The organism is Paracoccus xiamenensis (genome assembly GCF_011308835.1).
GTDB classification, from domain to species: Bacteria; Pseudomonadota; Alphaproteobacteria; order Rhodobacterales; family Rhodobacteraceae; genus Paracoccus; species Paracoccus xiamenensis.
Genome location: NZ_JAAOHY010000012.1, coordinates 33,692 through 52,855 on the forward strand (window position 1 = coordinate 33,692; position 19,164 = coordinate 52,855).

Consider the following 19,164-nt stretch of genomic DNA (forward strand, 5'->3'; position numbering starts at 1 on the left):
TTCCCCGGTGAAAACGCCTGACGCTGGAAAACTTCCGCGCTGCGCCCCCCCGAATACAGATGCCGCCGGGGAGGAACCGAGGCAGGGGGTAGGGCACGAGAGTGTACTACCCTTGACTTGCGGCCACGTCTTCAGACGGTCGAAAAGTGAAGTCCCGGCCGCTCTTCTTCACAAAAAAGATGAGACACCCCGTCATTTCTTAGGGAGTTTTCCAATTTCTTGTCGAGACAATACTCCAGTATTTTGGGTGAAGCCCAATCTTCCCGCGATTGCGAAAACCTTGACAGAGGCCACCAATGCTCTGGATAATAGTATTTCAGCATGAGGTAACAGAATGACAACGGAGACAAGCGCCTCGACGAGCCCCAACGATCCTCACCCGACATGCCGATATGAAAATGTGCCCCCGGATGTTGTACAGGTCTAAACTGACTCTCACTAAATTCATACCGGAAGCGCGGCACATAATAGTTTATCGGCATACTTGTAGATAATTCAGAAAACTCTTCTTCCGAAATTTCTCCGCTATCCCGAGCAACGGAAAACTCTTTGAATTCAGAAAGCGCTTCGATCGAGCCTGTTATTCTCGGGTTTGGGTAGAAAGCTAAAGCCCACTCCGTTGGGCCCTTGTGAGTGAACTGAAAATAAGCGAGATCTAAGAGTAGAAAATTATAGTGAGAAAGTCGTAGGCCAGTCTCATAAATTTCATTATAGTCTTTGCTTGTAAGGCAGGTCTGGTTAAAATCCATAGATCTTGGAAGCGAGCAGTTGTAAACAGTGCCCTCAAGAAGGTTGAGATCGGCTAGGACGGCGTCGACAGCTCTTATGCTCCTGTTGAAGCTTTCAATGTTCACCCCTTACTCCTCGATTAGACTGTTCAGGTCGTCGTCAGAGAGGTTCAACTCATTTTTCATTTTCTCCATGCGTCGTTTGGCTTCAAGAATTCGTGCGTGCTTTTCCTCTAGTCCGCGCTGTATGGTGTTCAGTTGATTCATATCCGGCATGGTAAATTTGATACGTGGACTATTTTCTATCGCTGTGTCGAATTCTCTCTGCATTTGCTTGAAGGTTTTACTGTTTACTCCCATAATGCGGAGCCAAGCCTTGCTCCTTGTCATGGCAACAAATATTTTATTTCGACCAGTGCGGGTTCTTAGTACCGCAGCATCAGCGCCGACAACAATTACCACAGCAGCCTCGTTTCCTTTTGCTCTGTAGACAGTGCTCATCGTAACCATACCGTCGATCCTAAATGGAGGCTCACTGTATGTATCTTTGATGATATTGTTGCTGACAATGTTGTGGTTATTCAAATCTTTTGATATTCTTGAGAAGTAGCTTCGGGCTACCCTGTCATCCAAGCTTATGACCATTATTTGGTGTGGCGCAATTCCGTGATCGATAAAGAACTTTATTTCTTCTACGGCAAATGAAACCTCTTGGTCGAAATCCGTAGCAGCACGGGTTGAAGCTATTGGTATTCCTTCAGGAGAGTGTAGTATACTTGGGCTATTTCGAAGAGGGCGCTCGACGACGTTCTCGCTGCCAGTATCAAAAGTGCCGGATATCACTTCGTAGCCGACGTCTTCCCAGTGCTTTGCATTTTCCAGCATCTGTACGACGTCACTATAGACGCCGAATCCCAAAGAGTGTGCCAGAACAAGGACTTCACGCTGATTTCGGTATGAGCGCTGAAGGACGAAGTCATTTGTGTCCGTACCGGCGGGCAAGCTGCGAAGCAGAGAGATGCGCGGCTGACCATCGGAGTCTGTTCCGAACAGCAATTCAGGCTCTCGTACTTGCACATCGAACACATTTTGAAGCTCATCGTACGCCCAGATGATTTGCTTTTCATCGCGCGTACCTTTGGCAAGATAAAAGCACATTTGGTAGAAGCTATCTGGGAAATCTTGCCCCTCATCAACCAGAATTATATCGTAGAACTCCGAGATCGCGTTGCTTTGTACAATTTCTTGGCAAACCGCACCAAAAGGGTTTTTTGCACCTCTTACATCATTGAAGCTTTTAGGCGATCTCCCTTCTCGCACGCAGGTGTCGCGATAAACCCCGGGCAGATTGCTTCGACCCCAACCATGGCGAACATGAATATTGTCCCAGTTTGGATCGGTTTCGGCAAAGTGGCGATGAAATCTTGTGATAAGACGTTCAATTACATCTCGGAGGCTTCTGGTATAATAAGTGATAAGAATTTTGGCGTTTGGATTTTCAATATGAGCCAGCGCGGCCTTCATGGCCAAAATTACCGTTTTCCCTGTGCCTGCAAGACCGCGAATTCGCTGTGGCCCATTAATACTTGTCAGCGCGACAGCTCTTTGTGTGGCGTCGAAATTGTAGATGATGGCTTCGAGATCGTTGAATGCGCGTGCTACGGGGTCAATTAGATCTGTATCGTCCTTTTCTCCGATCTGGCCTAATGCCTTTGCCCCCTCAATGATAGCTTGGACTTCGGCTTGTTGCTCTGTGGATAGTTCGTTATCACTTTCTGCAAGGAGACGAATAATCTCAACTTCGCTACGAGCGAGTTCTATTTCATCAGTTCCGATGTCTGTTCCGGAGAAATTTGGCGCGAATAAAATTGGAACTACATCAAAAATCAACTTCCGCTTCTTTTTTAGTTCAAGACTTTTCCCGAGAAGCGCTTCTGTTGTTGCAGCGGCCTGAAGAATGCTAAGTGCATCCTTCTTGAGATCTGTGCTACTTGAAGAAGGAGAAAACTTTACCAGCTTCACTCCATGGTGGTTACTGACCACAGTTAAATCTGCGGTGTGGGTTCTTCCGCTATAATCCTTTACTTGCGGCCATCCCGCGTAGAGTATGACCTGATCCTCTGGTGAATAGACAACACCTTCTCTAACCTTTCGAGCGATCTGAGCTACGTCGTAGTTCTCCTCGCCCCTACCGATTGTCGGAATGTATGTAACGGTCATATTAGTCTCATTCGATTTTGTTGGTGGGGCTGATATTGCGCTGCTGGACACATAGCCGCTAGTATTGGCTAGGAAAATGTCGACGTCATTTCTGCGATGTCTTAGGTTTTCGGTATTCTAACGATCTACAACGTAATTGCGTCAAACTCCTCGGATTGCGTTGAGCATCTGGTCCTGAACGCCGATGCCATGCTGCATTTTGCGCACGGTCAGGAAGACATTACCGGTCTTCTCGGCCCAGAGCCTACCCAGCATGTCTTTTTCGCGTGCATCCTGCGCGGTGGCAAGGTGCTCGCCCTTGTATTCAACGACGAACAGCCGACCATCGGTGAGGCGGGCGATGAAGTCGGGATAGAAGCGGTGCTGGACACGGGGCAGCCAGAAGCTGGCCGGGTGTTTGGAGATGTTCCGCACCCACAGGTCCACCTCCTCCAGACTGTCGAGTGCCCAGGCGCACTGAAACTCTTCGCCGCCGAGATCGCCATCGAGCAGTGGGACGCGATCCGCGCCGAGCAGATGGCGGCGCAGGCGAAATGCACCGGTCGGCGTGGTCGGCACATTGGCATAGCTTTCGGCATCGAACCTTGCGACGCATGCCGGATCGGTGCCTAGCACGGCCGTATCATCGAAAAGCGCGACCTGATGGGCCTGCTGGCGCACCCCAGCGCGGATTTCGGCGATCTTTGCGCGAATGCGTGTGGCGAGCGGATATTGCCAGTCGATGAGCGTGCGTGCGGAAATCCCGCGTTCGGCGACCAGATTGGCGACAATCCGCGCCAGCCATGCAGACAGGTCGGTCGGCGGAATATCCGCAGCCCGGCACTGACGATCCAGCCATTGCAGGAGGCTTGACGCGAGCGTCGCATCGTCAGGATCTGCAAGTCCGATCAGCGGCAGCTGCGTCGTCTGGGTCTGCGAATAGACCAGCTTCTCGCCCTCGACATCGATCTCGATCACATTCTCGGCGCGGCGGAAACTCATTTCTGCTTCGGTGATCTGGGCGGGATGGTTCAGTATCGACCATTCGACCCGCTCCATGATCAGGTCGGTATCGGCCTGGAACAAATCGCCATCCATTTCGACCATCAGGAACGGCACCTCGATGGCGGCACCCTTTTCGGCGGGCGACAGCGCGGCCTCGACCTGTGCCTCGTGCCGGTCGATTTCGGCGCGCAGGGCAGGGCGCTGTTCCTCTGGCGTATGGCGTTCGATGGTGCTGGCGACAGCCTCGGTCACAGCACCCTTCACCCCGACCTTCAGCGTACCGGAATCGGTGCGGATAAACTCTGCACCGGCCTCGGCAAGCTCAGCCAGATCCGCGCGGGCCACGTCGCTGTCGGGGATTTCAAAGGTCATGACCGGCTTCGGCGCCACCGGATCCGGATCGAACAGCTGGCCCTGCGCATCTTCCTCGACAGAAGCCGGGCGCAGCGACTGCCGGACCTCTTCATCGGTGAAGCCCATGTCGATCAGCTTGTCGCGCAGGCTGGCCGCTACTTCAGCGAAGGACGGTTCGGCCACATGCGCATAGGCCATGTTCAACGCCGCATCCCGGCGCCGCTTGGCATAGGGCATCCGCAGAACACGGCCCAGAAGCTGCTCGACCGCCGTTGCCGATGCCACTTTCTGCGTGGCGCAGAGCACATAGGCCGAGGGGCAATCCCAGCCCTCGCGGAGCGCCTGAACCGTGATGACGTGCCGCGTGGGCTCGTTCGGATCGCGCAGATTGACGCCATCCAGCTCGCGGTTGTCGCCCGTCGCGACCTTGATCCAGGCGGGAGGAATTGCTTTTTCTTCAACAAGATAGCGGCGCAACTCCTCGACTGTGGGGTGCCCGTTCTTGGCCTGTGCCTGATACAGGGCAACGGGACGCAGGAACTCGGCCTCGCGTTTGGCCTTCTCCTCCAGCATGTTGCGGGTTGCGACCGCGCCGGTCACTGCCTCTTCCCAGCCGTCATGCGGGCGCACGCGGATAGGCAGCTTGATCATTTCCTCGTCCTTCAGCGCGCCGGCTGTGACGGAAAACAGCACGTTCGACACGCCGCGCGGGGTCGCGGTGAATTCGATGATCGCCGACGGGCGCAGCCGCGCTTGCATGTCGCGCGAAAGGCCGGTCACGGCGTTATGGGCCTCGTCCACGATCATTATTGGGCGGTGATGATACATCAGATTGGCAAAGCTGAACTTCACCGTGCCTTCGCGGCCTGCCAGCAGAGGCTCGCGCGCCGCGTCCGACGCTGTTACCAGCTCCATTCCCTCGGTCGGAAGCCCCGAGAAATGCGGCTCGAACTCCTCCTGATAGGCATAGACCTTGCGCTGGGTGGTATCCGTCACGCGGAACGACTGGATGGTTGCCACGATCACGCAGGTGAAACGGCCGATATCGCTGGGACGCAGGGTTACGAATTCCTCGATATCGAAAACTCGCGTCCTGCCGCCGGTCACCGCGTCCAGCCGCTGCCGATAGGGGTGGTTCACATCCTTCAACGCCTCGACCGTCTGGCGCTTGATCGCGTCCGAGGTCACCATCCACAGCACCATCGGATGCGGCTTCTGGACGAATTCCGCACCCACTCGGATCGCTTCGGTCGCGAGCAGCGTCTTGCCGCCGCCAGTCGGCAGGCGCAGACAGACATAGGGCATGTCGGGCTTGTCGGCGAAGGGGGTCTCATAGTGGCGAGGCTCCAGCTTGCGGCCTTCAAGCTGTGCCTCTTCCTCCTGACGGGCGACCTCTTCGGCGAAAGCCGCGGCAGGGCCTTTCGCGCCCGAACGGGTCAGGAACCGCGACAGGGAATTCAGGGCGGACTGCTGGTAGCGCTTCAATTCCATGGTCATGCCCTTGCCTTGATATCCCAGGGCGTCTGGCGAAAGCTCACCTCTGCCTCATCCAGAGTTCGGTCCGACAGGCGGTTTGCCGCGCCATATACGGTGACCGGCCCCGTATGGCCCGCCGCATGGGCCTCATCGCGGATCAGCCGCAGCACAGCATGGGTCAGCACGTTGCCGCCGCTGACCGAGCGATCCTTAAGGATGCCGTTGTACAGCAGCGCCAGCCCGCGTCCGTCATGTGCGCCCAGAAACGGACCAGAGGGCGAAGCTGCCAGCGGCACCCGGAATTCCGAGAACCACAGATGCCGGGCGAGATCCGCGAAACGGATATCCGGGTTGATCTGACCGGCATGGTCGAACACCGCCGCGCCCAGCGTGCAGAAACGAAACCCGCCGCCGCCCTGCCAGCCGATATCGGCCGAGATGCCGCCCTGTTCGCCCTCGATCACCTTCCGCATGCGCAGCGCGCAATGGGTCCGGGCGTGATCGCCCATTTCCACCCCGATCCAGCGCCGACCCATCTTGTGCGCCACCGCCGCCGTGGTGCCCGAGCCCAGAAAACTGTCGAGCACCAGATCGCCGGGGTTGGTCGCGATATGCAGGATGCGCTGGATCAGGCGTTCAGGCTTGGGGGTAGCGAAAATATCCTCATCCTCGAAGACAGCGAGGATCTCCTTCTTTGCCCTCTGGTTGTCGCCAGACTCAGCCGCTGTCCACCATGTCATCGGTGCAAGGCCAGAGTCTTCCCATTCGTATTTCTTGATGCGTGGCCGGCCTTCACCGCCTTTGGGCCAGTAGACGCGCCCCTCTGATCGGTAGCGTTCGAATTCTGGCTCTGTCGCACCCCAACAGCGCCCCTTTGGTGGTGAAAGCTGCGACCCTGTTGGTGTCGTGATGGTATACATTTGATTGGGTCGATACCCTTGGGCGCTGAAGGGAATGGAGCGCCAGCGGCCTTGAGGATCGCTATCGGGATTTGAGTAGCCCGCGTCCGTATCTGGTTCCAGATTCCGATACTCTTTCCATTCGGCCGGACCTTTTCGCGCGTAGACAAGGATATGATCATGCGCTGAACCGACAGCCTTTCGATTTTCGCGCGAAGTTCTCTTTTGCCACACGAGGTTGGCTATGAAATTCCTGCGCCCGAAGACCTCGTCCATCAGAACTTTGAGATAATGCCCCTCGTAGTCATCGATGCTGACCCAGATCGAGCCGTCTTCGCTCAGAAACTCACGCAGCAATTGCAGGCGCGGCACCATCATTGCCAGCCATTTGGCGTGTTCCAGACTGTCGTCGTAATGCTCGAAGGCCGAGCCTGTGTTATAGGGCGGGTCGATATAGATGCACTTCACCCGTCCGGCATAGAAGGGCAGCAGCGCCCGCAGTGCCTCCAGATTGTCGCCCTGGACCAGCAGATTGCCGTCCGCATCCCCGCCAGTGTCCGGCACCGACAGATCGGGCACCTCATCAAGCAGCCGATATGCCACGCGATCAGCGGCGGTCAGGTCCTGATCGCGGGTCAGCCATTGAAGAAGGGGCATAAGGGAAATGTCCTGCCGGTTGTTTTTCCGACAATCTGCCCGCGATTGCCCGGGCCTGCAAGGCAGCGCGACCGTTCATGTCAACGCAGGCCGTGCTTGCCACGGCCTCACCTTCGGCATCGCCTGCGTCACCTCCACCTCCCGCAGCATCCCGCCCGCAATCAGCCCGTCGCGGATCCAGCCCAGCGCCTGCCACCAGTCCTCATAGGCGCGGCGGGCGGCTTCGATCTGGTGGGGATGGGGCGAGAAGGTGACGGGGCAGGCCATAATATCGACTGTGCGCCATTTGCCACGGGACAGCACCCGCGCTGTGCCGACGACCGCCGTTGCTGCCCGCTCCCCATGCTGGTTGCGCCTCACCTCGACCGGCACGCAGCGCGGCAGGGCGCCGGGCATCCAGTCCGGTGTCAGCCCGGCGCGGGCCAGTTCCGCGATCCGGATCGCCATGCGCCTCCCGCCAAGACTGTCGGGCATGCCAGCCACGCAGGCGGCGATCACTTCGGCATCCTCATGGGTATAGCTGCCGAACTTGTGCTGGCCGCCATCGATCCTGCAGCCCAGCGCCGCGCGCTGCAGCAGGACATGTTCAAGCCCATATCCGTAGCTCTCACCTGTTGTGTCCTTCGGCACCGGCAGATCCAGCTGCGCCTTCTCGACCCGGAAGGCCCATTCCAGCGCCGCCTGCACGCCCAGCGCGCGCCTCACCCGTCCGCCGCCCGTGCGGCCGATCCGTCCCTGAATGCTCATGGCTGCGGTCCTTCAAACAGGGACATCTGCGCCGGGCGCTGGGGTTCCTCCGCCGGACGCCAGATCCACGGGCCCGAGGCCATGGGCAGCTGCGAGAGTGCGCCACGCATGTGCCGCTGCCAATGGGTGAACTCCGTTGCCGAGCAGGCGCAGAGCGCGTGCCCGATGGGCCAGCCCATCAGCCATCCGACGAAGAGCGGGTTCAGCCGCCGCCGCGCCCGCGCCTTCAGGATCCGCCGCGAGACAGCGCGCCCATGCGAGGCAATCATGAAAGCCCAGAGCGGGCGCGAGATCGGGGCGTGCGGCGAGGATTGTGGCCCATGCGGCGTGATCGCCGGGGCCGGGCGGGTGAAGCCCTGTTCCGCCCGGTAATGCAGGACATCCATCCGGCTTTTGCCATCCGCCCGGGTGATGCTGGCTTCCGAACTGCCCTTCCAGTTCTGCGCGGCCGGGGTCGGCCATTGCGTCGCTGGTGTCGCCCAGTTTTGCGCATCTCGCGCCAGGCAACGGTTGCCAGCCTTCGGTCCTGGAATCTGACCCGCACCCCGAGGGCTGACATCGTGTGCCTGCGGTGTCGTCCACCATTGCGCCGCCTGCGCTGGCAATGGTGGCGTTCCGCACGAGCCATAGCTCTGACCCGGTCCGCCCTTCGACCCATCGCTGGCCTTCGGCGTCGACCAGCTGGCGATGCCCAGCGCCAATGCTTCCGCCTTGCGGGTAAAATCGCTGTTGCCCGCCGGGTTGTAGCGGGTGGTTCCGGGATGCAGGCTCATCGGTGTGGGCCAGGATGAAGATCCGCAGCCGCTGGTGCGGCGCACCGACTTCTGCCGCTGAGAACAGACCCGCCGCAGGCGTGTAACCCAGTCCCCAAAGCTCTCGGAGCACGGTTTCGAGACCGAGGGTGACGTGCCCGGCGACGTTTTCGAGGGAGACCCATTCCGGTCGGCATTCGGCGATGACACGGGCGACTTCGGGCCAGAGGTGTCGGGGATCGGCCGCGCCGCCGCGCTTTCCGGCGGCACTGAAGGGCTGGCAGGGATACCCGGCCAGCACTGTGTCGAAGGCGCCACGGAAGGGGCGGGCATCGAAGCTGCGCAGATCGTCCCAGATCGGGGCCGGGGCGAAATACCCGGCATTCTGGGCTGCGATGAGCACCGATCTCGGCCAGTCCTCCCATTCGACAAAGGCGCGGGTATGATATCCGGGCTCGGCGAGCATGAGGCCCATATCCAGGCCTCCGCCGCCTGCGCAGAGGCTGAGTCCGTGCCGGGGACGTGACACCATGGCATTCACAGCACCCCTCGTTCGCGCAGGCGCTGGGCCGTCACCAGCCCCCTCTCAAGCAGTGCATTGCGCACGGTGTTGGAGATGGCGTTCGAGGGCAGGTAGCCGTCGCCGTTCACCATCCCGGCGTAGAAGCTGGCGATTTCGTCGAGGCTGGCCCCTGGGGCGTCGCTAGGTTTGGTTTTGCGCTTGCGGCGGTGATCGCCCTCGGAAGGGGGCGGGGCCTTGGCCGTGCGTGCCGCCCGTTCCATCAGCCGGTCCAGCGCCCGCGGCCCGTCCGGCGGTTCGGGATGGGTGTCCCGGCTGTCCCGGGCGACCGCGATGATCCGGTCCTCGGTCAGCCCGAGATCGGTGATCCAGCGCCGGACATGCTCGCGGGCTGGCCAGCCCTGCCACCAGGCGGGAAGGGCGGCCTCAAGGTCCAGACCCAGCGCATCGAGCAGTTCCCCGAAAAATTCCTCAAATCGGTCATCGCGCGCACGCGCGTCCTCCTCCTCCTTTACTGGTTCCCTTAAAGGTTCCCTTACAGGGTTAGTCTCCGGATTCCGGAGATGGCTTTCGGCAAAATCCGGAGATGGCTTTGCCGAAAATCCGGAGATGGGTCCATGTCCGGAATCCGGAGTTGGATCGCCGCCCGGTTCCCCCTCCAGCCCTTCATCGCCATCTCCGGTTTTCGGAGACGGGTCGTGCGGAAAGCTTGGCTCGAAACCCAGAATATAGCGGGTGGCCTGACGCTTGTGGGTGCGGGGATCATGCGTGCGGACCCGGTGGATCAGGCGCCGTTCCTCGAGCTTGATGAGATGTTCGTTCAGCGCCGAAACCGACATCTCGGCGTCTTCGGCCAGCCGCACCTGCGTCGGAAAGCAGCCGAAATCGGGATTGTGGCGGTCGCAGAGATGCCAGAGCACGATCTTGGTCGCAGGCTTCAGCCCGCGCTGCTGGATGGCCCAGTTGGTGGCGGCATGGCTCATGGCGCGACCCTCCGGGCCGGGGCTGCAATGCGGGTGGAAAACCCGTGATCGGCCAGCGCACCCAGTGCATCGTCGAGGGACCGGACCAGCGCCCAGCCGAAACCCTGCGCCATCACGGCGTCGCGGAACGCCTCCTGCGTCGGTCGCAACCGCCCCTTCGGGGCTTTCAGCTCCAGAAACAGCACGCGGCCATCGCAGAGGATCATCAGATCGGCGAAACCGGCATGAACGCCCATGCCGACGAGGATCGCCTGACGCTTCGCGCCGCGCGGTCCGGGTTCCGTGACCTCGTTGGCGCAGTGATGGATGATGGCGGTGCGGGGCAGGATCTGGCGCAGGCTGCGGACCACGGCGCGCTGCAGATCGGCTTCGGGGGTGCCGCGGCGCTTCATGGTTGTACCTCGTCACCATCATTGCGCCGGGCGCGGACCGGCCGCCGGGCATCGACGATCAGGCGCAGCAGCTTTGCCTCTTCGCGCTCTTCCTCGGTCGCGCCATGGCGGGCCAGAACTTCGCAGGCGATGGTCACGAGGCGGTCGCTGTGATGGGCGGCATCGGCAATGACAGCCCTTGCCTCGGCGACGCGATCGGCGGACCAGTCGGGCGCATGGATCAGGTCGGTCATCAGCGGCGGCCTCCGGCGCGGCGGCGGCGCGGGGCGGCCTGTTCCTGCTCTTCCAGCCAGTCCTCGACGGCGGCGCGGCGATAATAGACCTTTCGGCCAGCGCGGACGCAGGGCGGGCCCATCCGCTGGGCTTCCCAGCGGCGCAGGGTATCGACCGAAAGGCCGAGTTCCATGGCGAGATCGAGGCGGCTGATCCAGCCGGCCATCAGGGTGCGGGGTTTTGCGGTCGGTTCCGGCATCGATCCGAGATGCGGCATCGGGGTCTCCATCATTGCTGTGGAGGCGATTGAGCGCAGATGCCGAGGGGTGGCGGCGAGGCGGAGGGTGGCGCAAAGAATGCCACAGGCGTGCCACCCCATGTTTTGCTGGCTTTGTGGCGCTTTGCTTGGCGAAGCGGGGCAGGGAGGCAACTGCCACCGATCACCCCCGGATTGACCCCAAGGCGGCAAGCACCAGCGAACCGCCGGAAATGTCGGCATTGACCGGCATTGATGGGCAAAGGGGGGGTGGCACCCGGCAGGGCACCGCGCCACCCATTGAAATCATTCGGGATTTACAAAGCCGGGTCTGCCGATCCCGCGAAAACGCCCGCTATTGTTGGCGATTCCGATGATGAGCCTGAGATCGGGCCGGGACATCGCACCGGGTCAAGTGCCCGCCTGATCGTAGAAAGCCCAGCAAAACAAGGGGTGGCGCGAGTATGGCGACGTTTATGCCACTCTCCGCCTCGCTGCCACCCAGGTTCCCATGCTTGGCTTGATAGAGCCGCAGAACCACGCCTCATGTCGGATGCCAGAAGGACCGAACGACCATGCCCGAACGCATCAAGCTGACCGAAAAGATTCTGCGCGAGGTCGAACCCGTGCCGGGGCGCGATTACCAGATTTTTGACAGCGAGATGCGCGGCTTCGCGGTCTGCATCTATCGCGGTGGCGGGCGCGCCTTCACGCTGGATTACCGCCATGCCGGTCGCCAGCGCCGGATGACCTTCGGACGCTGGCCCGACTGGTCGGTCTCGGCGGCGCGGGAACGTGCCCGTGAACTCCGGCGCGAAATCGATGCCGGGGCCGATCCGCTGGCCCTGCGCGAGGAAAAGCGCGAAGCGCCGCGCGTCGACGATCTGATCGAACGCTACTGCGCCGAGCATCTGCCGAAACTGTCGGAACGCAGTCAGGCAGACCAGCGCTCGGTCATGGCGAAGCTGGTCGCCCCGGTCTGGGGTAGGAAGCTGGTGGTGGACATCACCCAGAGCGATGTGGACAGGTTGCTGACGCAGATCGCCGAGGGTCGGGCAAGGCCGCACAAGGCGAAGCCGAACAACCGGGCGCGCAAGCTGCAGGGCGCAAAACCCACGCCGGTCCGCGCCAACCGGGTCGGAGAGATCATTCGAAAGATGTTCACGCTGGCGGTGCAATGGGGCTGGTGCGAAGACAATCCCGCCCAGCGCTTCCATCGCCGCATGGAAACGCCGCGCGAGCGCTTTCTGTCAAAGGAAGAGATCGCCAAACTGGCTGCCGCGCTGGATGCGGCCGAGGACCGGCGCGCGGCCGATATCATCCGGCTCTGCATGCTGACCGGGGCTCGCCTCGGCGAGGTGCGGCAGGCCCGGTTCGAACAGTTCAATCTCGAACAGATGAGCTGGTCGAAACCGCCTGCCATGACCAAACAGCGCCGCGCCCATCGGGTGCCGATCTCGGACGAGACCGCCGCCATCGTGCGGCAGCGGCTGATGCTGGTGCCGAATGGGGTGCCATGGCTCTTTCCCGGCGACACGCCCGGCCAGCCGGTGCAGGAGGTCCGCCGCTTCTGGGCGCGGGTGCAGAAGGACTGTGGGTTGGAGGACGTGCGCATCCACGATCTGCGCCACACCTTCGCCTCGCTTCTGGTCAGCGGCGGGGCCTCGCTGGAGATGATCGGCAAATTGCTCGGCCACAGTCAGATGCAGACCACGCTGCGCTATGCCCATCTGATGGATTCGCCGCTCCGCGCAGGGGTCGATGCCGTGGCCAGCGCCTTCCGGCCAAAGCCCCGGCTGGTGCACGATGCCGAGGCAACTGTGAAACACCAGTCTGCCTGACCGGCCGAGCGCCGCCCCGGTCCTTTACTCATCCTCGCGCCGCAGGGCTTTCCACACCGGCGTGATCCGCCTCCGAATGCTGCGGCCGTCGGGGATTCTGTCACCGTTCGACCGGTTTGCGAACCAATCCTGCATCTCGGCGACTAACTCTGCCTGCGTCGCGGGCAGGCCATCGTCATGAATGCGCAGGATCAGGGCGACGTTCATGCCTTCCCAGTCATAGGGCGTCGCCGCGCCCGGTCCGGATGCGACCCGGCGCACCATATCGTTCTCGTCCTCGAAGGCGTGCACCTCCTCGGCCAGGATCAGCATGTCGGCAATTGCCACCGTGATCCCGCCCACCGGATCCGTGATCAGCAGCCAGTCTTCCCGGTCGACGGGCCGGATGCGTCGCATGACACCTTCCGTCGGGCCGGTGCCGCAACGGCGGAAGAGCGGCAGCAGTTCCATTGGCGACAGAACCACCTTCCCTGCCACTGTTTCGCTGCCGCAATGCACCACCGCGATCCCGGTCAAAATCCTGAAGCGGCCCGCATCCGCCCATCCCGCGATATCGGCGATGTTGCAGCCCCAGCGGGCAGTGACTTCATGCAGGGTGTAATGCGTGCGCGGCGGCAGGGCCATGGTCTTATCCTCTCCGTTTCTGCAGAGGATTGCCGTCGCTCAAACCCGGTGCAGCCCGCGCCCGAGGGTGCGGGGGGAAGTGGAATTGGCGGCAATAAGGGCAGGGCGCTTCCTTGCGCCCGATCGCCTGTCCCTGAGCTATATTCCGATGAGGCTGCTATGCTTGTGGTTGAGCTTGATTCTCCTCTTGCGCGTCGTTGTGCACCGTTCGGTCGATGGGAACAAGTCAAGAACACGCGTTAACTTGCAAACACGCGGATGCTGCCGCGACGTCGTTCGGAGGTGGCGTTCAGCACGGTTCCGGGGATAGAAACCGGTCAACAAAATTCCCGGGAGAATATCATGACCAAGCGCAGCGACATGTCCGATCTGATGGGCTTTATCGGAGAGAAGGGTGTCTGGGCTGACCGCATGAAGGAAGTCACGGCCGAACACATCCGGTCGACGCTGGAAGACTTCGGGATCGATTTCCTGAGCCTGATCGAGGTGCTGGGCGGTCAATGGAAAGTCGCCCTTTGGGATTGCGGTTTCGAGGATTTCCTGTCGCGCCACTATGAGGACGGCAATATCGTCGATCACTATCTGACGAGCCGCAACTGGAGGGACACTGTCCGGAACCGGGATTACCTGACGGCTTTGCGCGACACGCCGATCAGCCTCTATGAGGTCGATGAAGTTCAGCCTGGTGTCTCGATGGTGCTGCGGGATGTGCTGGGACCGGCAGAACCCGTCACCGTGCGGGCGACCGACCGCAATCTGCAGCAAGGCAGCCGGATCGCGACGCGGCTGATGCCCAAAGGCGATCATCATGTCATCGCGGGCGCGTTACTGGCTTTCCGAGCAGAGGCGGTGAAATTGCTGTTCCACAGGCTGCGTGACGCGCTGGAACTGGACACGTACGACCTGCCGCGCCTTACGCGGGATCAGCTGATGCTCTGCGCGCCGGTCTTCACCTCGGCCTGGCTGTTTACCGAGCTTGATCTCGCCGAAAAACCCGTCGAGGCGGTCATTTTCAACACAGACGGCGACGACGTGCTGTTCCATGATCTGCGTTTTCCCCTGGCCGACGGCGTGACGCAGAAGGACGTGGCCGAACAGCTTGGCCGCGTTGACGGTTTCAAACCGGATGGGCCGAACCTCTGGAACTGGCTCAGGGTTCACAAGGGCCCCGTCGGAGGGTCGGCGGGAGGTATGATCATGGACAACGAGATCGATGGCGCCACGGTGATGGGAACGCTGGAGCTGACGGAGCGGACGTTGATCGTCGATGTGAATTCGGCCGCGCGCGCTGCACACGTCGACGCGCTGGTGACGGCGGCCTGTGGCGAGTTGCTGACGGGCTCGATTACGATCAGGCGCACGATGGATCAGATGCGCGGCGAGTATCGCCCGATCCAGCCGCTGGTCGCATCAGACGAAATCCCGCCGGAAAATACCCCGAAAGTCACGCACGAAGATCTGGATCGGCATTACCGCGAAACGCTGGATGCGCCGATCCCCGCCCTCGGCGGCAAGACGCCGCGTGCGTCCACTCGCACTGCCGTCGGTCGAGCGAAGGTGGTCGATTGGCTGGAATATCTGGAGGGCGGACGTGATCGCTATCCGGACAGTCCGGTTGCGGAATATGATTTCGGCTGGATGTGGGATGAACTGGGGCTGAAGGAACTGCGGAAATGACGGTCGCAGACGTTTGCCACCTAGGACTTTGAAGTCAGCGCAATCACTCCTAACCGGCCGCTCATGATCGACGCAGCGAAAGCCGGGTTGCGGAGCCATACTTGTCAATCGCGGCGTGCAAACCGAAAGGATGCTCTTTTGAGTTTGCCCTGTAGGTTTGGTAGCGCCCTCAAGGAAGGAATGACGACTGAATCGCGATGCAGGCTGACATGCTTAGTAGGCCTAGAGACGTGGTTCTCCCCTAGTGCTAGGCCGACGGCGCGTCGGTTTGCGATTGACTTCTAGAGGCTCAAATCCTAAATCTACTCCTATCTATCGAGCCTACATGCGCTTTGAGAGCCCCGAGCCTGAAAGCGCCATGCGATTGTACGGATGAGTCGAAAAATTAGGGTTAGCCCTTGATCCACTCAGACCGCTTTCGGTGAGAGAGCATCATAGACGCATTTAAGGGAGCTACACTGTACTCCCTGATGCCACTTTCAGAAAAAGTCGCTAGTAAACATATTGAGGTGGGAATTTTTCCCGTGCTCACGGAGTATTCCGTGACAATCCTCGTAGATACCCTTCATAGACACGTTTTTATCGCGACTAACATTGTAATGGGTTGATCCATCAAACCTATGCCCGAAGCGCATGTTATTTGAGACCACACAAATTGCATTATGTGGCGGCATACTTGTTTCTGCCTGCGCGTGGCGTTCCGGTCCCAATTTGAAGTGTTTGTCCTTATCATCGACAAGGTAGACCTCCGGATAGGCAGAAGCCTTCTTGGGCTTTTGTCGCTTGCGCATGTCTTTCAACAGCGCGTCTATCTCACGGCCGTAGTTGCGTTGAGTCATATCGCGACAGATTTTGCGCATCTCAACAATTTCAGGGGCATCGAAATTTCTGAGCGGTAGCCGAAAAATCTGCTGGTATTTTTTGTCGGTGAAGCGTTTTGCGAAAAATCTGAAGGCGCGTAAGCACTTCGCCAGCACCGAGGTGATCACGTTGTCAACGTTCTTACTATTTGACGGGGCTTCGAAAAGGTGAACGCTGAAGTGGTCACCAAGATTTTCCGCCAAGCTCGGCATGCTTTCATCCGAAATAACAATGACCCCCGACGCATCTTCCCATCTTAGCCAATCTACGAAATCGTTTATGCTTTTGCTTTTATTCGTGTCAAAAGCGGTCAAAACTAAGTTGTGGACGCCAAGTGCCGAGAAACCATTTGCGCGTAGATCCGCAGGCACGAGAGAAGTCTTTTTCGACGCCACAGCTTCAAGTACCGCAGATTCAGCGGTTACAAATACAACGACAAGCATGATCAGCTTCTGAGAAGAGCTATGAGAACCTTTGCGGGTACCGACAATTCTGCCGAAGCGGTTTCCGGCATTGCTGCTAAGGAATCGACAAACTTTATCAGTTCTTGTCCTCGCCGGTCGCTAGGGCGCGATCGAGAATGGATTTGATCAGCCGCCGGTTCGCTCGAGAAGTCAAAATCGACGCCAGCAGGAATAAGTCCTACCTTTGCCTTAACTGTTGGATGGGCAACGAGCTTTGTGTCTGGAATGTCTTCTCTAGTCAGCCATTGCGCGAGTCGAAGTGGCCCTGTGAACGTGCGATAGTCCACACCCTTCTGTTTCAAATCGATAGCTACAAGGCTCAGATAGTAGGGAATTTGCCTCTCGTCCCATGTTTCCTGCGCACGCTGTCGCAAGAAATCCTTAACGTCGTTGGCGTCGTCGATGGAGGTGGTCAAAACTTTTACATCCTCAAATTTGAGCGCGCAGTGTTTGCTTATCTCATTCAAAGATAACTGTCACTCTACGGTTTAAGCTAAGACATGTATAATTGCTAGGCGATGTACACTAGGCAGGCCATCACGGACGACGGCTAGAAGGGTTCGGCGACCGGGTCGATGGCTGTCGTTCAGTTTCTCAAGGTGGTAATTGCCGCTCGCCCAACTCGTCCCGCATCCTACCAGTCCGTGTGCGGCGCAGTGTACGTCTGAACCCAAGCGCACACTTTGCTCAGCGTCAACATGCAGGCGTTCCAAACAAAGTTCTCGCTGGTTTCCGATCATTGATGGCGGGCCGGGCTCCGGACTACATCAACGCCACATCAACCTGCGACTGCGGGATTCGCGCCCGTTTTGCGCGTGAATCCGTGCCAATGCTGCTTGGTGCGGGGAAGGAAACTGTGTTAAATCAAAGATTTATCGCGTAAACTATTGATATTGCTAAGTTGTTGAAATTTCGGGGCTATGGGCTCATAACCTGAAGGTCGTAGGTTCAAATCCTACCCCCGCAACCAAAAAATCCAACACTATCAAAGACTTCAAAGCCGAGCGCTTCGCTCGGCTTTCGTCGTTCCAAATTCTTGTCAACACCTGGTCAACGTTTTACGAGCCCCCCATCGACGGTGCGGATAATCGTCGCCCGAGCCACCCTTCACTTCGGAAGATCCTCCCGAAACCGGTCCATCTGGTGCATCCGCTCGTGCAGGATCGTCACGATGCCGACGTCCCCGTTCGACAGACGCCGCCAGTACACGAAATGATGGAGATGCCGGAAGTAGAAGCCTTCGACCCCGAACTCAGCCGGAATGGGCCGTGACGCGACGCCATGGCTTTCGATCTGGCCGAACGCCGCGAAGAGCTCGGTGATGTAACGTTCCGCTTGCTCAATGCCCCAGCGGTCGCGGGTGTAGCGGTAGATCTCGTCCAGCCGCAGCGATGCGGCCTCCTGGACGCGGATGGCCACGATGTCAGCCCCGGTTCCGGGCGATGACCTCGGCAGCGGTCAACGGTCGATAGCTTTCTTCTGGTGCTGCGAAGGCGCGCGTCAGTTCCGCCTTCAGACGATCAAACGCCTCCCGCTCCGCCCTCTCCTTGTCGCGCCGGATCAGGTCGCGGACGTATTCGCTGATGTTCTCGTAGGAACCGTTCTCGCCGACGTTCGACGCCACGAACTCGCTCAGCGCACCGCTGATGCGGACAGTCATCGTCGTGGTCTGGGACATAGTGGCCTCCGTCTGGTTGTATTCAAGATAAGCAATAATGAAGACGGGAGCAAGACGCAGTCCGAACCGAAGCAGGGAACCAGCCCGTCCGGGAAAGCCTGGCCGTCAAGATGCTATGACGGTGGAATATTTTCGCCACCCACGCAAAAGTAGTAAGCTCTGCGTGCGAAGTTGCTTCCGTAGAAGTTCCTGGAAGCGCTCGTTTGTGGCGCGATGCGAAAAAACCCGATATCTAGGGGCTATCAGGGCGGACGCAGCGAAGTGCCATCGAAAGTCCGTCCAGGTTGGCGGCAATGCCCTTGTCAGTTCGGCTTCTGCTTCAAAGGTAGGTAAAGCATGGTTCAGGAGCTGAAGCTCTTTTTCACAGATTACCCTCGGCAGATCCTCGAAATGCAGGGGATGAGTCCAGCCGAGTTGCCTGCGGGCCTGATGGATCAGTTATTGGACTATCGGGAGCGCTCTCTCGCCATCCTTGATGACGCCCAGGTCTTCCGGATCGATATCGATGCCTACTGGATGATGAGCGAGCTAGTGAACGAGATGAAGCGGGAAGGGCTGGACGAGCTATTCTCTCAGGTTCAGCTGCCATTTCCGACCATGATTATCATGCCACCTCTCCTGGGGACGGATGGGATCATGCGACAGAATGACGGCTCGGTCTTCGGGCTCGTCGCGCAGGTCGGGGAAGAGATCTACACTCAGCGTTTCGCCATTCGCCTGTCAACGGCGGCGTAAAACCCAGCCACTGGGCGGCGCAAAAGTCGGCCACCCTTGCGCGCGGCTGAGACCGCCGTGAGGGCGTAGCCCGAGCGGGGGTCTCAGCCGCGTGGTTCGATTT

At 59.5% G+C, this 19,164-nt stretch carries 18 protein-coding genes and 1 pseudogene; 3 read left to right on the forward strand and 16 right to left on the reverse strand.

Annotated features, from left to right (window positions below):
• Positions 1–131: 131 nt before the first annotated feature.
• The 11 genes and pseudogenes from G7044_RS17185 to G7044_RS17230 form a co-directional block, all read right to left on the reverse strand.
• On the reverse strand, positions 132–854 hold the full coding sequence (locus tag G7044_RS17185) for a DUF2290 domain-containing protein (protein WP_166331135.1): 723 nt from the start codon (positions 852–854) through the stop codon (positions 132–134).
• A gap of 3 nt (positions 855–857) precedes the next feature.
• Positions 858–2,948 (reverse strand): DEAD/DEAH box helicase, encoded by a 2,091-nt coding sequence (locus G7044_RS17190; protein ID WP_166331137.1) that lies wholly within the window; start codon positions 2,946–2,948, stop codon positions 858–860.
• Between the two features lie 141 nt (positions 2,949–3,089).
• On the reverse strand, positions 3,090–5,783 hold the full coding sequence (locus G7044_RS17195; protein WP_166331139.1) for a DEAD/DEAH box helicase family protein: 2,694 nt from the start codon (positions 5,781–5,783) through the stop codon (positions 3,090–3,092).
• The gene (locus tag G7044_RS17200) at positions 5,780–7,318 is read right to left on the reverse strand and encodes a site-specific DNA-methyltransferase (RefSeq protein ID WP_166331141.1); all 1,539 of its coding nucleotides are present in this window, start codon (positions 7,316–7,318) and stop codon (positions 5,780–5,782) included. The genes G7044_RS17195 and G7044_RS17200 overlap by 4 nt, the downstream gene beginning before the upstream one ends.
• Before the next feature lie 75 nt (positions 7,319–7,393).
• Positions 7,394–8,065, reverse strand: a complete 672-nt coding sequence (locus tag G7044_RS17205; protein ID WP_166331142.1) for a hypothetical protein — start codon at positions 8,063–8,065, stop codon at positions 7,394–7,396.
• Entirely contained in the window at positions 8,062–8,838 is a 777-nt protein-coding gene (locus G7044_RS18100) for a DNA methyltransferase (protein WP_235931377.1), read from the reverse strand. The genes G7044_RS17205 and G7044_RS18100 overlap by 4 nt, the downstream gene beginning before the upstream one ends.
• Before the next feature lie 28 nt (positions 8,839–8,866).
• Positions 8,867–9,349 (reverse strand): annotated as a pseudogene (locus G7044_RS18265) (DNA cytosine methyltransferase); the annotation flags it as partial.
• 5 nt (positions 9,350–9,354) lie between these two features.
• A complete protein-coding gene (locus G7044_RS17215) occupies positions 9,355–10,320 on the reverse strand; it encodes a helix-turn-helix domain-containing protein (protein WP_166331146.1) in 966 nt (321 codons plus the stop codon).
• Entirely contained in the window at positions 10,317–10,712 is a 396-nt protein-coding gene (locus G7044_RS17220) for a VRR-NUC domain-containing protein (protein WP_166331148.1), read from the reverse strand. Before G7044_RS17220 ends, G7044_RS17215 begins: the two co-directional genes overlap by 4 nt.
• Entirely contained in the window at positions 10,709–10,945 is a 237-nt protein-coding gene (locus G7044_RS17225; RefSeq protein WP_166331150.1) for a hypothetical protein, read from the reverse strand. Before G7044_RS17225 ends, G7044_RS17220 begins: the two co-directional genes overlap by 4 nt.
• A complete protein-coding gene (locus tag G7044_RS17230; RefSeq protein ID WP_166331152.1) occupies positions 10,945–11,202 on the reverse strand; it encodes a helix-turn-helix transcriptional regulator in 258 nt (85 codons plus the stop codon). Before G7044_RS17230 ends, G7044_RS17225 begins: the two co-directional genes overlap by 1 nt.
• A 554-nt stretch (positions 11,203–11,756) precedes the next feature.
• Between G7044_RS17230 and G7044_RS17235 the strand changes: the two genes are divergently transcribed.
• Positions 11,757–13,022, forward strand: coding sequence for a tyrosine-type recombinase/integrase (locus G7044_RS17235; protein ID WP_166331154.1), 1,266 nt, complete (start codon positions 11,757–11,759; stop codon positions 13,020–13,022).
• Positions 13,023–13,046: 24 nt separating this feature from the next.
• Here G7044_RS17235 and G7044_RS17240 read toward each other — a convergent pair whose 3' ends face one another.
• Positions 13,047–13,646, reverse strand: a complete 600-nt coding sequence (locus G7044_RS17240) for a hypothetical protein (protein WP_166331156.1) — start codon at positions 13,644–13,646, stop codon at positions 13,047–13,049.
• 342 nt (positions 13,647–13,988) lie between these two features.
• Between G7044_RS17240 and G7044_RS17245 the strand changes: the two genes are divergently transcribed.
• Complete coding sequence (locus G7044_RS17245) at positions 13,989–15,323, forward strand: hypothetical protein (RefSeq protein WP_166331158.1); 1,335 nt, start codon at positions 13,989–13,991, stop codon at positions 15,321–15,323.
• Positions 15,324–15,802: 479 nt separating this feature from the next.
• On the opposite strand, the gene G7044_RS17250 is transcribed toward G7044_RS17245, so the two are convergent.
• The 4 genes from G7044_RS17250 to G7044_RS17265 form a co-directional block, all read right to left on the reverse strand.
• Positions 15,803–16,627: a hypothetical protein gene (locus G7044_RS17250; RefSeq protein WP_166331160.1), complete on the reverse strand. Its 825-nt coding sequence runs from the start codon at positions 16,625–16,627 to the stop codon at positions 15,803–15,805.
• A gap of 2 nt (positions 16,628–16,629) precedes the next feature.
• Positions 16,630–17,064 (reverse strand): hypothetical protein, encoded by a 435-nt coding sequence (locus tag G7044_RS17255; RefSeq protein WP_166331162.1) that lies wholly within the window; start codon positions 17,062–17,064, stop codon positions 16,630–16,632.
• Between the two features lie 691 nt (positions 17,065–17,755).
• A complete protein-coding gene (locus tag G7044_RS17260) occupies positions 17,756–18,067 on the reverse strand; it encodes a type II toxin-antitoxin system RelE/ParE family toxin (protein WP_068767783.1) in 312 nt (103 codons plus the stop codon).
• Between the two features lie 4 nt (positions 18,068–18,071).
• Positions 18,072–18,326, reverse strand: a complete 255-nt coding sequence (locus G7044_RS17265) for a ribbon-helix-helix domain-containing protein (RefSeq protein WP_068767782.1) — start codon at positions 18,324–18,326, stop codon at positions 18,072–18,074.
• 336 nt (positions 18,327–18,662) lie between these two features.
• Here G7044_RS17265 and G7044_RS17270 point away from each other — a divergent pair, with 336 nt between their 5' ends.
• Positions 18,663–19,061, forward strand: a complete 399-nt coding sequence (locus G7044_RS17270; protein WP_166331163.1) for a hypothetical protein — start codon at positions 18,663–18,665, stop codon at positions 19,059–19,061.
• Positions 19,062–19,164 lie beyond the last annotated feature (103 nt).